This is a genomic window from Sphingobacterium sp. BS-2 (assembly GCF_046161205.1).
GTDB lineage: Bacteria > Bacteroidota > Bacteroidia > Sphingobacteriales > Sphingobacteriaceae > Sphingobacterium > Sphingobacterium mizutaii.
In genome coordinates, this window is sequence record NZ_JBIXGO010000010.1 from 142,985 (window position 1) to 158,081 (window position 15,097).

Genomic DNA, 15,097 nt, shown 5'->3' on the forward strand with positions numbered 1-15,097 from the left:
GTTTCAATTTCCGCCACTGACGCCAAGCCCCGAAACGTTGTGCAACATGCTGAAAAAGCCAACGTGCAAATAGGCACATTTGGTTTTTTCCGACCCACAAGCCAAACGTAAAAAACCAAAAGAGCCTATTTTTTTGCCCTCGCTCAAACAGAACGACAATGAAACGAACGAAAAGTATATTGAAAAATGAGATAAACGGAAAATTTGAGCTATTTTAGCGACTTAAATTTATACGGAAATGAACCGAATAAAGGAAGTACTTGAAGAAAAAGGAATTAAGCAAACTTGGTTGGCTGAGAAACTTGGAAAAAGTTACAACATGGTTAATGGATACGTGCAGAACCGACAACAACCAAGATTAGAAGTACTCTATGAAATAGCAAAGATTCTCGAAGTTGAAGTACGAGAATTATTGATTGAACAGAAAGACATTAAATAGGCAATGAAAGAATCTAAACACATTGACACATACCTATCTCTCGCAAACAGCCTACGATTCAAATTGTGGGCTGTTGTTGGTAATAACGGTGCGAAACGCGAAAAAATTATCAATTACTTAGACTCCATTGGCTACACCAAGGTAGATGTGGGAGCAGAATTGCAACCAATCTTTGCGGAGCTTGAAGCCAAGGATGAACCCAGTCACGATGTTGGACAACACATCAAAGAATGGTTTTCCAACAAGCCTGACAAACTCATTCTGCTAAATGCCAGCATCCTTTACCATGATGCCTTTACCAAAATCTCTCCCGTTGGTGCATTTAAGTACAATTCACGGAACAAAAGCAGTGTATTGTTTTTAGAAGATGAGAAGGTAATCAGCAATAGAATTTCCTATGGTAAGGTTGGTAGCGATGAGTACTACGATAAGGATGTCAACGATATTCTGATAACTAAGATTGAAGATGTTGAAGACAACTATGTAAGCATCGTTTCTGAACCGGATGGTGGATACAAACCACAGGATAAACTACCTGATGGAGCCATAGGAAAGCTATTCAACTACACCGAAATTAAGGATGTGGTTGATATTGATACCGACTTAAAGCATGATGACCTGCAAAAGGAACTCATCTCTAGCTACATCATTTCAGAAGGACTTGAAACCCAAATCAAGGATTTCATTGATAACATCAAAAAGCCCAATCACAAGGCAGTTAAAATCATTGGTAACTACGGTAGTGGTAAATCGCACTTGATTGCCTTCTTGGTAAGTATTATCAACAATCCTTCGCTTCGCTCACTCATTAAAAACAATGCTGTTCGTAAAGAAGCTGAGACCATTTCCCGCCAATTCTTTACGGTCCAGTTTGAGCTTCAACCTGTTAATGTTGACCTGCAATATTTCTTTTTCAGAGAGCTTGAAAAACAAATTAAGCGAGAGTATGATGTTGAAACCCCAAAATATATTGATGGCGAAACCTTAAACCTTAAAGACCATTTATCTGAGATAATTGGCGTTTTAAAAGAGAAAGACCCAAGCAAAGGACTTTTGGTAGTAGTGGATGAAGTTTCAGACTTCTTACAGGCCAAGGAAGAATACAAAATCAAGAGAGACTTCCAGTTCCTACGAGTAGTAGCACAAGTTTGCCAGGATGAAGACATTGTATTGGCTATCTCCATGCAGGAAGACATCTATTCCAGTCCAAGATTAGCCAATATCGCTGCTGATGAAGCTCGAATCAGTCAGCGTTTCCAAAATATCATCATTCGTAGAGAAGCCGTAAAGAAAGTTATCTCTCAAAGGATTGTACCAAAGAGCAAAGAGCAGAAACTCAAAATTGAAACGGAGCTAAAACCTTTCATAACGAAGATTGAAACGGTGGCGAATAATCAGGAAGAGTACATTGATTTATTTCCTTTTACACCTGATTTATTAGACCTATTTCATGAGCTGCCTTACTTCGAGAAAAGGGGGATTATCCAATTTGCTCAAAGTGAATTGAAGCATGTAGTTTCAAAACCTTTCCCCTACTTCTTCACCTTCGACCGCATCTATGACATCCTAGCCAATAACCCGAATAATAGAAACCTTGAAGGAGTCTATGACTTGGTAAAGGTGGTGAACATCGTAAAGGAGAAGATTGTAGCCAACTTGGAGCGCAAATTCCATGATGATGCCTTCAAAATCATCAAAGGGCTTGCAGTCTATTCTCTTTGGAGCAAAGGTGAAAACGGTGCTACGGCCAAAGAATTGGCACAAAAGCTCATGATTATTCACCCTAACGACACTTTTGAAGCGCATGTTCGTGTTGCTCAAATTGTGAAGAAGGTGCGTGAAGCCACCGATGGCTTTTACTTGAAAGTGGTGAAGGATGAACAAACAGGAAACGATTACTTCAAGTTTGACCCTGCCATTGATGGTCAAGACCCGGAAGAACGAATCGACAATGAAATTAATGCTGTTGGTGGAAATGAAGATAAGCAAGAAGATGTAGTATTTGACCAACTCAAAGAGATATTAGACCTTGTCAACTACAAGAACATGCCTAACATCTTTGAAGATGAAACCACTTGGCAATCAGTTAAGTCATTCCGTAAAGGTTTCATCATTTTCAACCGCAAAGGTGAAGAAGTGGAAGAAGTAGATTCGGCTGATTATGTAATTGTATTCCAATCACCATTCAGCAAAAAGAAGATACAAACCTACGCACCCAACCAACTGAACATTGAAATACAGTTTGGAAGCCAGGAGAATATTGAACGCATCAAGCGGATAGTGGCTATTCGCTCATTAATGAGCAAGAATATCCTAACCAGTGTAATGTCAAGAAAGCTGACCGATAGCATCAATGGCTACCGAGATCCAAAAGGCATTACTGTACCAGGCGTAAAGTACCAACTCACCAAGCAGATTCAGAACTACGCAACCACCAGTATCAATGGTGATGTAATCAGCATCAAATCAACACTTGGAAAAGAGTACAACAACCTTTCAGAAGTTATCTCTGAACTCAAGAAGAAAGTATTTGATGAATGCTTCAACAAAGAATATCCTGAGCATCCTAAATATGCTGAAATCCTATCATCAGGCAACATCACACATTCACTTTCTCAGATAGCCGATGAAACCACCAATGGTAATTTTAGAAGCATTTCACAACGGGCTAAGAACTTCCTTTCAGCACTCAACTTGATAAACGCAAATGGCGACCCGGAACTGAACGGCAATAAGGTAGTCAGCCAAATTCAGTCCATCATCAATGCCAAAAAGGGCAAGGTGGTAGATATTGAAAAAGAGATTGTACAGCAGTTTACAGGCAAGCCTTATGGATTAGAACCACAAGTGGTTCATTTCTTCTTAGTAGTGCTCACTGCCTTAGGCAAGATTACATTGAAAGGTCGTGGTGGCGATGAGTTAGACATCTCCAACATCAAAGAGAAGTTCAGAAGTCTCAACATGTTTGAGAACATCATATATGCGACTAAGAAAGACGATCTATCCTATGACTTTGCCCAAAACCTACTCAATGCGCTTGGTCTAAATGGCAACATGATGCTTCAAGAGAAGCACCGCAACGATGCGTTTGCTGAGTATAAGAAAAAGGTGGCTGAGATTTCTAAGGATATTAAGGAAATTGATTTGCTCATTCAGCGATTGGAAGCCAAAAGCACCAGTTATCTGAATGTGGATAGCGTAAAAGCCAAGTTTGATGAAATAAAAGCGATTGATTGGGCAGGTTTGGAAATAAACAACCACGCCAAATTCAATACCCTCAGTAGCTACGAAACCAAGTTGGGTGATATTTCCAGCCTACTTGGTGAAATGACCAACTTGAAAGATGCTTTGCACGAGTATTTTGAAAGCACTCACAAAGGCATTGAATACATGGAGCAAGCCCTTGCCATAATTGAGAACAACAAAACCTATCTTGAAGACAAAGGGCTGCATGAGAAGCTCGAAACCTTACATGACGATACCAAAGCCATCGTTAAGGATTTCAAGAAGTTCAATAATCTGAGTGAACGATTCCCTATTAAAGGAAAGATCAGCAGCTTTAAGGACCAGTATGTAAAGGACTTCTACTATCCTGCCTTACGCAACACCATTGGCGATAAAGTAGATTGGAAACCTTTACTCACTTTCACGGCTGACCCGAACTTCAAGCGAGCGCAGATATTGGCAAGTGCACAATGTAACGTACCGCAGAAGTTAGATGGTAAGGTGCAGAAATGGACAGGCTTAACTTCTCTCAGAGCCAAAGATGTTGATGTAGAAAGTCTTTACGACATCCCATTTGATGTAAACTCCAACTTCCTGAAACAGGAACGAGACTATTCATCCATTAAAGAAGAAGCTGCGGGAGTTACCGCTGCGCTGAAAACTATTGCTGATGAATACGAAATGGCCATTGTGCAGGAAGTCATCAAAAAGAAAGAGCAACTTGATTTGGTCAAAATCCAACCCGATCACAAAAAGGCAATTGAGCAAATCATTGCCAAAGAAGAACTACCGGCAGACATCAATAGCAGTTTGATTGCTTCCATCAACAAGCTCTTTGTAGATATTGAAGTGGTAAGCCTTAAACAGCAAGACTTGGTAAACCGAGTATTCAAGAAAAACGAATTAATAACCCTTAGCCAAATACAGCAAGCCTTCTTTAACCTTTACCAGGAATTGGAAAAAGACCACAAAGGCAAAGAAGTACGCTTTAAAATTGAAGAGTAAGACGACCTATGGATTACACAGAAGAATTAAAAAAATCGCTTGCTGAACTAAGAGCAATAGATGGTTTCCCTATCGGTGATGACGAAGCAGTATTAAGTCTATCAAGACCTCCATACTACACCGCTTGCCCGAATCCTTTCATTTCTTCATTTATTAAAGAAAATGGAAAACCTTATGATCCAGATAATGACAATTACAGGAAAGAACCATTTATTGGTGATGTGAGTTTTGGACGAAATGACCCTTTACTCAACGCTCACTTTTATCATACAAAAGTACCACCTAAAGCGATTTGCCAATTCATTGAACATTACACAGAAGAGAATGATATAATCCTCGATGCTTTTGCAGGGACAGGCACTACAGGCATTGCAGCCACAAGGTCAAACCGCAAGGCTATAATTTCAGACCTATCACCTATTGCTTCTTTTATTTCAGCAAATCAAAACCTGCCTTCTAATATAGTTTCCTTGGTGGATGACATTAAGGCATTTACGAAAACCGTAGAAAGTTTAATTAGACCGCTATATAAGTTAAAAGTTGGGGCAACCAATCAATCGATAAATTATACTATTTGGAGTGACGCCTTTGAATGTCCCTTTTGTAAATCACAATACTTCTACTATGATCAATTTGTAGATTTTGAAAACAATAAAGTAAAGGAAAGTGCTAAATGCCCGTCATGTGATGGAGATATTAAAAAAGAGAATGACACCAAGGTTTTTGTAGAGTTTTACGATTCTGTTTTAAGACAGACAAGGCTTAAGCCGCTTCAAAAGCCTGTGAAAATTTCTTACAAGAAAGGAAATAGAAAATTCTATTTAGATCCAACTGAAGAAGATTTAGACCTTATTAAGGAGATTGAGAATAAAGAAATTCCACATTGGGTGCCCTCATCACCAATAATGTTTAAGGGTGACGAATTTGGTGACCTTTGGAGAGCAGGTTATCACAAAGGTTACTCTCACACCCATGATTTTTACACGAAACGTAATCTATTAGCTCTATCCATAATCTTTGATGAAATTCAGAAGCTCGGAAATAACCCTGACTTGAAAAGAATCCTGACGTTCATTTTCAGCTCGTTGTATTCTCGCTCTCACAGAATGAATCGTTATATACCACAGCACGGACGACATGTTGGTCCACTTTCAGGTACATTATACATGTCGAGCTTACAGGTAGAGATTAATGTTTTATCCCTTTTAAAGGAAAAAACAAAGAGTATTATCAGTGCATTAAGTGAACTGAAAAAGCGAAATGTGCTTATCTCAAACCAATCAATTACATCAATCAGTCAAAATATTCCCCAAAACTCCATAGACTACATCTATACCGACCCACCTTTCGGTGATAATCTTCCATATTCTGAGCTAAACTTTCTAATGGAAGATTGGATAAAACTCCATACCAACACAGAAACAGAAGCAATAATTAATGTCAAGCAAAACAAACAGTTAGATTCTTACAATTTGTTGATGCAAGAAGGCTTTAAAGAGTACTTCAAGGTACTCAAGCCAAATAGATGGATTACGGTGGTGTTTCACAATTCACAATCAAAGGTTTGGACTTCTATTCAAGATGCAATAACAAAGGCAGGCTTTATTATCTCAAGCATTTCAGTTCTTGACAAGAAAAAAGGAACAACCAAACAATTGTCATATGGTGGGGCGGTAAAAAACGATTTGATTATTTCGGCTTTTAAACCCAAGGTATCGTTCATTGATGGATTCGAGAAAACTGCAGGAGTTAATTACGAGAAAGATTTTCTAGAGACATATCTAATAAATCTACCATTAAAGCCTGTTATCGAACGCACGAAACAAATGCTCTACTCGAAAATGATTGCGTACTACCTCCAACGTAATTACCAAATAAATCAAGACGCTAAATCATTTTACTCTCTACTACAAAATAACTTCATAGAAGAAGATGGTTTTTGGTTTACATCAGATCAAATCAATTCCTACATCGAGTATAAAAAGTACGCCAAGCTCAATGAGATTGAAGAAATCAAAACAGGTGGTTTATTCCTTTTTGTAACGGATGAGAAGTCGGCATTAGTTTGGTTGCATAACTTCTTAAACCAGCCCAAGAGTTTTTCAGATGTATCGGTAGCATTTAACCAATTGGCTAATATCCAAGATGATCAGGTGCCTGAGCTTCGTGATTTATTAGAAGAAAACTTTGTGTTTGAAGGTGGCTTGTACCGCAGACCCAAGTCAGAAGAAGAACACAATCAAATAACCGAGAAGCGTCAGAAGCACCTTTGGAAAGAGTTTGAAACCATTCTCATTCAGGCACAAACCGAGCGTAAGAAAATCAAAGAAGTACGGAAAGAAGCCCTTACCTATGGTTTTGAGCGTTGCTATAAAGACAAGCGATTTAAGGATATTCTCACCATTGCATCCAAGCTGCATCCATCCATTTTAGAAAACAATGGAGAGTTGGCAGACTTTGTTGAAGCAGCAGAAATTCAGGTAGACGGTTTAGCCTAAGTACTATGTTGTGGCAAGATGCAATCCATACCGCTTTAAGCCTTGACAATGGTCAACCAAAGGTAATATCAGACCATACAGGCGTATTACTGCACAATAGCTTTACAAGCTATCTGCAAACGCATGGCATCAGCTTTCAGCTTTGCCATACCGTAGCGGATATGTTGCCATTGAGCAATCAATCTGAGCCTCAAATCATACTTACCACGGTTGAGAAAGTACCTGCATTTATTTGCAACGACAGGGAATGTAAAACCTTTCATTACAGAGACCTGCCCATCAATGGAGATGCATACAAAGCATTAAGTCAGTATAAAACGGAGCAGGTCATTGAACTATTGGAAGTGGTTTATCTCACCGATAGGCATACACCCGTCAATCAAAATGATATTGATGCGATCCTGGCTAAAGCCAATCGCTTACAGTCAGAAAAACAATTCAATGCTATCTTAGAGCAGCTCAGCCAACTTACTGCACAGGAACCTGGCATCAATAATCTAACAGATGCCAGCATTTTAATCGGTCAACTAAACTACCTGAGCTATACCAATGTCAAAGCCATTGCAATGGAAGTTTATGAGAAGGTGGACCAATGGTGCAAACCGTTTTTTGTTCAAAATGGTATGGAGCAGGTATTCTATGCTTCAACCACAAAACGACCTTTGTCCGTAGATAAAATCATCCCGTACCTAAAAGCCAATAAACATGAGAAGGTTGCCCTTCTCTGTTTAGACTGCATGGGCTTTACAGAATGGAACCTACTAAAAGCGCATTTGGAATTAGATGAAGCAGACTTAGACCAAAAAGCTGTTTTTGCCATGTTGCCTTCGGTAACCAGCATTTCACGCATGGCTATCTATGAAGGCAAACGAGAAGTGTACAACCACAAAGCACCGGGCAGACCTGCAGAAGCCAAAGCATTGGCTGAAAACTTCGCTCCACAGCACACCACCTATTTAACCGAGAGCGATACCATCACCGCAGACAAGCTGCTTGGTTATAATGTGGTTTCCATACTCTACAACTTTTTTGATGAATTGGCACATGCAGTTCAGTTTCCACCAGGCGTAGAAGACAAAACACCATACCTGAATGCAGCCAAAGATTACTTGCAAAAAAGCAGTATCAAGCGAGACATCCAGTTGCTCAAAGAAGAAGGTTACACCGTTTATCTCTGCTCAGATCATGGCTCCATAGTCGCCAAAGGCAATGGCAAACGAATAGAGAAATACCTGGTAGATGGTTTTGCCAAAAGAGCTGTCATCATCCAGACGAACAATTCTGAATTGTTAGATATGGAACAAATAAACATTCCATTTGAGAACGACAAAAAAGTGGTCCTACCGGAAGGCAGAACCATGTTTACATACAAAGACAAAATTGAAGTGAATCACGGGGGCATCACCTTAGAAGAGATGATAGTTCCCTTTATAAAATTGAATTGATGTTAGGATACGACAGACCACTGAAACCAGAGTGGATATACAAATCACTACGCATGGTAGAACCGGGAAGAAAACCCGAAGAGTTCTATGATGCCTACAATGATATTGCTACTGAATTAACAGGAAAAGACGGCAGAAGAAAGACAAGAACAGTTCTGTTCAGAACCTTTATTTACAGCATTCAGGAAAGCAAGTCCACCATTGAAAACAACATACTTATCCAACTGAGTAAGGAGAATGATTTTCAGTACATGAAGCCCATTTACATGGCTATGTTCATGATGCACTATGATATTTTGAAGTCCTTTACCAAAACCTACTTCCAAATCTTTGATGCTTCGCAAGAAATCAGCTCAACGGCACTCACCAAAAAGATGACAGAATCCTTTGGAGACTCAGAAATTGTGAAACGTTCTACAAGGGCATTTCTCAAAACACTTTCAGACTTCCACATCATTGAACCAATCACAAAAACAAGCTACGAGCAATTAAATAAAGCCACAATCTCAAAAGAACAAGTGGCAGACATTCTAAAGCTCTACGCTGTGGTAAACCACACCAAACAAATCAATATTGGAGAGTTTGACAAGACAATACTTGCTTACTATAACGCACCGACACTTTCAGAAGTAGCCCACTCTTTTCACGCAAAAGATTGGGAATACATCAAAGGACATAACCGAGAACTTTTAATGATGAACTAATGCCAACGCTTCAAAGCCACACACATTGCCAAGCCGTACAATCCAGCCGCACTAGCCAAAGCTTGTCAAAGCTTGTCAAAGAGTGTGTCTTTCCCTACGCACACGGAAGACAGAAAAGATAAAATTTTGTGTTGGCGGACAAGTAATCGCCTTGAAATCCGCTACAGCTCTTATACTTGACCGTTATTCAGAATTGCTTAAGTTCTCAATCTCTTTACGTTTTCGTTCGATGCTGTTTAATAATTTGTTTTCCTCTTCCCTTTTAATCACCAAAGCATGGAATTTATCGGGGTCAAGAGAGTAGGTGGAATCGATATGCGATGTAATATTTGGCAACTCTAATTCCATCATGCGATAACGTATCTCGTATGATTTTCTATCAGCCAGTTGTCTGTTTTTCTCGTATAGAGTACCTAAACCCAACGAAATAATTACTGACAATACTATCATGACAATAATCACAGGCGTGGATTTCATGTCAATCCCGTAATGATGTTTGATATTGACCTGATCAGGAATTTCAGCGAGTTTTGAAACGATCTCTTTTTCCTTGTCAACTAATTTGTTCAGTTCCTCTCCTGTAGCATCTGCAATCTGAATAGCCAAATTCTGCAGTGAATCGTAATCCTTGACTATTTTAGACAGAACATCATTCTCACTCTTCATAAAAATCTGTATCTGGCGTAACAGTTCTTGATCCTTTGCTCGTATCTCATGAAGATCCTTCATGTTTTTTTCATTATCAGAAAGCAGGGATATTATGGTCGGCATGATCCGTACGATGTCCTGCGTGATCAGTTCTGTGTTTTCTTCTAAAGTGTTTACCTGCTGTTGCAAGTTTTCTAGTTCTGTGCGCATATTTTTAACGTTTTAACCTGTAATTTTCTTTCTTTTTTCTTTTCTTGATCAATGGGTCTTCCTGCTCTGGTACAATGTCAGGGATCGAAAACAAAGCGGATGCAACTTCACCGATAGCTTTTCCGATGCTATTATCAGCAGATAAACTTGCAGGTGAGTCAGTGAAAGGAGTGTAATAAAGTTCTTTCAAATTATCTATACCGTTTAGGGCTTTATCGATCTGACCGAAACTCAACGAGCGGTCGATAGCCGATCCACGGAAGACCTGTCCATCTTTTGAAAATGAAATGCCCTGAACCCCATCTGACCCTGATCTGTACTTGAACTGCATTTCGACCCCCTTATATCTGATGTAATTCTTTAATTCCGTCCAGTTTCTGCTGTTGCGAATGCCTGACTTTACAGTGTCATATATCTGATATTTTGTTTTGTCGCTGCCTTTTAGTCTACCTCTGTTTACATTTTGTTTGCCCTCAGACTGCTTAAAGCCATACATTGCGTTTAGTTCCTTGCAGGCCTTAAAACTCTTATATCGTCCATTGCTGTTTGAAATGGTTTTTCCATGATCGTTCACCCGATTAAAAATAATATGGATATGATCGTGTTTGCGGTCGTGATGTCTGACCATCAGGCACTGGGTATCCCTGATACCCATTTTGGAAAGGTAGCGTTTAGCGGAAGAGACCATGATGTCGTTGTTCAACCTGTTTTTATCTTCGGTATTCCACGATAGGATAATGTGACCAACTGCTTTTCCCAACCTAGGGTTCAGCATCCGCTGAAAATTGAAATCCTGCACAATGGTCTTCTCCGAATCCGTACGCAATCCATTTGCATGGATAATTTCACTATCTTTCTTTAATACATATCCCACGCATCCCCCAAATGACCGCCCCTCAATTATCTTCGCTATCATGGTGCAATAGTTTATCGATACAGTGGTTGATATGGCCGATCGTATTCTGGCATTCCTGTGCCACTTCAACTAGTCCTGTCTGGTGTGCTTTTTTTGTTAGCTGGTTAAGGTTGTTCGAAGCGCCGGTAATCGCCCTGAATGCTTTCAGCTGTTCCTCGGTAAACCTCGGGACGATCTTTCGCATAATGGCACTTTTGCGTACCCATTCCGATTTGCTCATACCTGCGGTCTGTGCGTTCTGCAGAACCCTTTTATGTTCCGTTTCATCGAAGCGGACGTTGATCCTGAACTTCTTTTTATTTTCCAGTGCGGGTCTGCCGCCTTTCTTCTTTGTGTGTTTCATGACATTCTTTTTTAGCTGTGACCATCGGGAGCCAATCGGTTTTGGGGTCACCAAAACACAACCTTGCTCCCTACCTATTCGATAGTTTTCTGCCAGTTGGACGATTTTCGATTTTGGTGTCGAATAGACCATGCACCAGATAATCATTCACGTCTTTTATCGTACTGTTTCTGTGCTGTAGCTCCTGTATTCCATTTTTGAGACTATGGGTTTTTCCAAAGCGGATTTCCAAGTCTCTGTATGCTTTTGTTCCCGACTCGTCCGTGTCCAGATAGCTGACGATAGTTTTGTGCCGTTCCAAAAAAGGGAATGACCTTTTCAGGTGGGCGGTAGTGTTCAGTATGCAATAATCTGTACTTGGAAACGGTCGGTCTGCAATCTTCCTTAGTGTCAAAAAAGAAAGCCAGTCTATAAATCCCTCGAACAACATAACCCCGTTGCTTCTGTTGTCTACGGTCGTAATGTCTTTTGTCATTAACGACCGTTTGTCATAGGGGTTGCGCAGTTCAAATCCTCCCGAATCATTGACAGAGCATACGGCAAAATATGTCTGCCCGTTTGCTGTCCGGTAGTAGATTTCCTTGCAGAAAGCCTTGGCAATATCGGGGTCGATCTTACGCTCATTAGACAGATAGTCGAGCAATGCTTTGTTTTTAAGCGGTTTTACGGACAGTATGGTGTAGCCTGTCTCTTTTTCTGTCTGTACGGCGTGCCGACTATTCGAGACGGTCTGCTGTTGAAAAGAAAAAAAATTTTTTCTCTCATCAGCCCACTCCAAGACTTTTGCGAGTTCGGATGTGCCTAAGAACTTCATCAGGAAATCAATATTGTTCCCTCCGATACCCTCGGAATGGGAGTACCATATATTTTGGTGTACATCCACCTTTGTCGATGCCGTCCGTTCATCTCCTCCGTTAAAGGGGTTCTTGAACCATGCTTCCCTGCTGTTCATCTTTGCACAGGGAATCTGTAAATGCTGTAAAATGGATATGAGCGGTATTCGCTTTAAGTCTTCACATGTCATATTCTTAATTTTTAAAAGGGGATTAGTTTAGTCTATCTATATATAGGGGCAGACTAAACTAAACCTGTTTTTCAGTAATAGAATTCGGGGTTGAACCGATAGGTCTTATCGTTCTTGATAATCATCCTTTTGTTTTCAAGGAACGTCTTTAGCTGTTTTGCTTTGTTCGTTCCGAAATTGAAACCTTTTGCTAGATAAGCTTCCTTCAATCTTCGGACAAAGTCATCATATGTACAGGTAATTTCACTGTCGTTGAACATTTCCTGTAACACTTCTCGATGATTCTCTTTAGAAAGTTCTTGATAATCGAAGCCTTTTCTGGATACTGTGCCTGACAGATCAAAATTTTCGTCCAAAACTGGTAAACCATCATCAATAAAAAAGGTAAATGGCTCGAATTCAACATCTCTAATAAACTTTGGGGCAACAGTGCTGTAGTTTGCATCCATATCGCTTTTAGTAACCTGTAAGATAGATTCCGCCTTATTGTTCAACTCTGTTCCCAAATGCCCCCGTGTGTTGTCATCTCCTTTGTTCAGGTGTAGCACGGTGTGGATATGGATATTCAGCTCTTGTGACCATTTCATCAACTTACCTGTAATCTCCGTTGCTTCTGTCGCATTATTAATATCGTAAACTAGGTCCCTGATGCCGTCAATTATGACCAGACCGACCCTGTCTGCATATTTGAACAAAGCATATTCGATGATATTAAGACGTTCTTTCGTAGGATACTCTCTTAGAGAAATCAATTTTAAGTTCCCGTGTACTTCTGTCGGTGGATAATCAATAAGCTTATATACCCGTGAAAGAAGCCTGTGACAATGGTATTTACTCTGCTCGGTATCAAAATACAATACTAAGGGACGGTTTTCGGGAACTTTAACTTTGTACTCTAATATTTGCCTACCGCTCAATGCCGCCGCAACCAATGAAATCACATTGAATGTTTTCCGGCTCTTTGCTTTCCCTGTAGATGCGCTAAAATTGCCAAGCGTTCCAATGACGGAATCCGAATTGCTGATCGTTATCATGATAGGAGGTTCTTTAAATTCATCTATTATTTTAACAGTAGATTTTTCAAGAGCTTCGACAATATTCTGATTAAATGGAATCATACGAACCTCCTTTTCTTTTGATTGGTATACTCCTTAAACAATTTTAAAGCAAGCCGAGTATCAACAATAATTGTCCGTTGATCCTGTTGAATCGCACCAGTAATTACACCACTGTTTTTTATTTTCTGTGCTTTCGATTTGCTACAATTAAACAATTGCATAATACCCGAAATACCATATACGAATTCAGGTAATGTGCTTGTTACTTCTTCTTTAGGTATTTCTGCGATTGCTTCTCGTTGAATAGCCAGTAATTCCTCGCCAGTCATCATAGCGACAGGCTTTGATAGTAATTCACGAATGTCCATGTTCTTTTATTTTGAATTAAACCATTGCCGTGCGCATCGGCATTTAATGTTCGAACATGAGCTAAGGTAGGAGGTTAATATCGTGGTAAATATGTGGTAGAATCAAATACAACGATATTTATTTGACTCGTTATCAGTTGGTTAAACAAGGACGGGTGATTTTCTTTGTGGTACGATTGTAAACTAAATCTTAAAAAGCATTCAAAAACTCATTTAAGCGGATTGTTATTTGTTTGAATTGTTGAATAAGTCTTCTAAGTGTTTATATAGCTTCTTCCATTTTCTACTACTTTGGATTTGTCGATAGTGTGCTTTATACGATGATAGTTTGATATTCTGCATATTATGGATTTTTTCTACCCATTTATTTCTGGCACTGTCATCAAGACGTTTAGAAAAGGAATCTACAAGAAAGTACAATATAAAATCTGGTGAAATTTTCAGATTGGTTTCTTTATTCAGGTTGATTACCCCGTGAAAAGTTTGAGCATCTACTTCGATAATCTTATTCTCTATTAAAGCTTCATAAACAGCACCTACCAAAGACATTGGAAAATATTCATGATATACGTCGTTTTGGGAATTTTCCCTGTATATATCAAAGAGTGGCTTTATCCTAACCTTCAACACATTAGTTACCTTTTCAAGGATAGATTTTGTTAATTGAAAATCATTCTCAAAAAATTGATTCGATTCAAGGATTTTGGCTTCATAGTCCTGTAATTTAGACTGAAAGATTGGTTCAATCCGGTCAATTTCCAATTCGGTCTTTATCCTACGGGTATCATCACCTCCGTAGAAATAACTATCCAACGACCTTTCAAGTGCTTCTTTTTTCTTTCTAACTTCTGTAAATTTCTTTGTATATTCTTTGACTTCAAGTTCAAAAAGTTCATGTTCCCGACGAAATAATTCTGTGGATGAATTGGTCTCAATCTCAAAATTTCTAGTATCAACTAGTCCAGCTAGTCCATTATAAACGGCATCAAAATTTCTCGTTAGTCCTATGATTTTTTCACGACTAGAATTGACAAGAAGATAATTTATAACTTCTTCGACGGATGGGGAATCCAAACGCTCTAATAAAGCTCGCTTTACTTCGGCTAACTTATTCCAGTCAAGATCCTGATTGTTTATCTGTTGGCGTAGAACCTCTTCATACCGACGTAATAATGTTAGAAAAGATATTAACTCATTTTCTTCTTTTTGCATAC

The 15,097-nt window shown here is 39.3% G+C and carries 12 protein-coding genes; 5 read left to right on the plus strand and 7 right to left on the minus strand.

Annotated features, from left to right (window positions below; genetic code table 11):
* Positions 1–238: 238 nt before the first annotated feature.
* The 5 genes from ACK2WI_RS03710 to ACK2WI_RS03730 are packed head-to-tail and all read left to right on the plus strand — an operon-like array spanning position 239 to position 9,316.
* Positions 239–439, plus strand: coding sequence for a helix-turn-helix domain-containing protein (locus ACK2WI_RS03710; protein ID WP_024283876.1), 201 nt, complete (start codon positions 239–241; stop codon positions 437–439).
* A gap of 3 nt (positions 440–442) precedes the next feature.
* Complete coding sequence (locus ACK2WI_RS03715; protein ID WP_409149814.1) at positions 443–4,669, plus strand: DUF6079 family protein; 4,227 nt, start codon at positions 443–445, stop codon at positions 4,667–4,669.
* Between the two features lie 8 nt (positions 4,670–4,677).
* Positions 4,678–7,167: a DNA methyltransferase gene (locus ACK2WI_RS03720; protein WP_409149815.1), complete on the plus strand. Its 2,490-nt coding sequence runs from the start codon at positions 4,678–4,680 to the stop codon at positions 7,165–7,167.
* A 5-nt stretch (positions 7,168–7,172) separates the two neighbouring features.
* Complete coding sequence (locus ACK2WI_RS03725; protein ID WP_409149816.1) at positions 7,173–8,612, plus strand: PglZ domain-containing protein; 1,440 nt, start codon at positions 7,173–7,175, stop codon at positions 8,610–8,612.
* Positions 8,612–9,316, plus strand: a complete 705-nt coding sequence (locus ACK2WI_RS03730) for a hypothetical protein (RefSeq protein WP_409149817.1) — start codon at positions 8,612–8,614, stop codon at positions 9,314–9,316. The genes ACK2WI_RS03725 and ACK2WI_RS03730 overlap by 1 nt, the downstream gene beginning before the upstream one ends.
* Positions 9,317–9,499: 183 nt before the next feature.
* Here ACK2WI_RS03730 and ACK2WI_RS03735 read toward each other — a convergent pair whose 3' ends face one another.
* The 7 genes from ACK2WI_RS03735 to ACK2WI_RS03765 all read right to left on the minus strand — a co-directional run bounded on the left by ACK2WI_RS03735 (position 9,500) and on the right by ACK2WI_RS03765 (position 15,095).
* Positions 9,500–10,174 (minus strand): hypothetical protein, encoded by a 675-nt coding sequence (locus ACK2WI_RS03735; RefSeq protein WP_313513682.1) that lies wholly within the window; start codon positions 10,172–10,174, stop codon positions 9,500–9,502.
* A gap of 4 nt (positions 10,175–10,178) precedes the next feature.
* The gene (locus tag ACK2WI_RS03740) at positions 10,179–11,090 is read right to left on the minus strand and encodes a relaxase/mobilization nuclease domain-containing protein (RefSeq protein ID WP_409149818.1); all 912 of its coding nucleotides are present in this window, start codon (positions 11,088–11,090) and stop codon (positions 10,179–10,181) included.
* On the minus strand, positions 11,071–11,433 hold the full coding sequence (locus ACK2WI_RS03745) for a plasmid mobilization protein (protein WP_409149819.1): 363 nt from the start codon (positions 11,431–11,433) through the stop codon (positions 11,071–11,073). The genes ACK2WI_RS03740 and ACK2WI_RS03745 overlap by 20 nt, the downstream gene beginning before the upstream one ends.
* Before the next feature lie 70 nt (positions 11,434–11,503).
* Positions 11,504–12,076, minus strand: coding sequence for a toprim domain-containing protein (locus tag ACK2WI_RS03750; protein ID WP_409149820.1), 573 nt, complete (start codon positions 12,074–12,076; stop codon positions 11,504–11,506).
* 452 nt (positions 12,077–12,528) lie between these two features.
* On the minus strand, positions 12,529–13,575 hold the full coding sequence (locus ACK2WI_RS03755; RefSeq protein ID WP_409149821.1) for an AAA family ATPase: 1,047 nt from the start codon (positions 13,573–13,575) through the stop codon (positions 12,529–12,531).
* Positions 13,572–13,883, minus strand: coding sequence for a DUF3853 family protein (locus ACK2WI_RS03760; protein WP_409149822.1), 312 nt, complete (start codon positions 13,881–13,883; stop codon positions 13,572–13,574). The genes ACK2WI_RS03755 and ACK2WI_RS03760 overlap by 4 nt, the downstream gene beginning before the upstream one ends.
* Before the next feature lie 225 nt (positions 13,884–14,108).
* Complete coding sequence (locus ACK2WI_RS03765) at positions 14,109–15,095, minus strand: hypothetical protein (RefSeq protein WP_409149823.1); 987 nt, start codon at positions 15,093–15,095, stop codon at positions 14,109–14,111.
* Positions 15,096–15,097 lie beyond the last annotated feature (2 nt).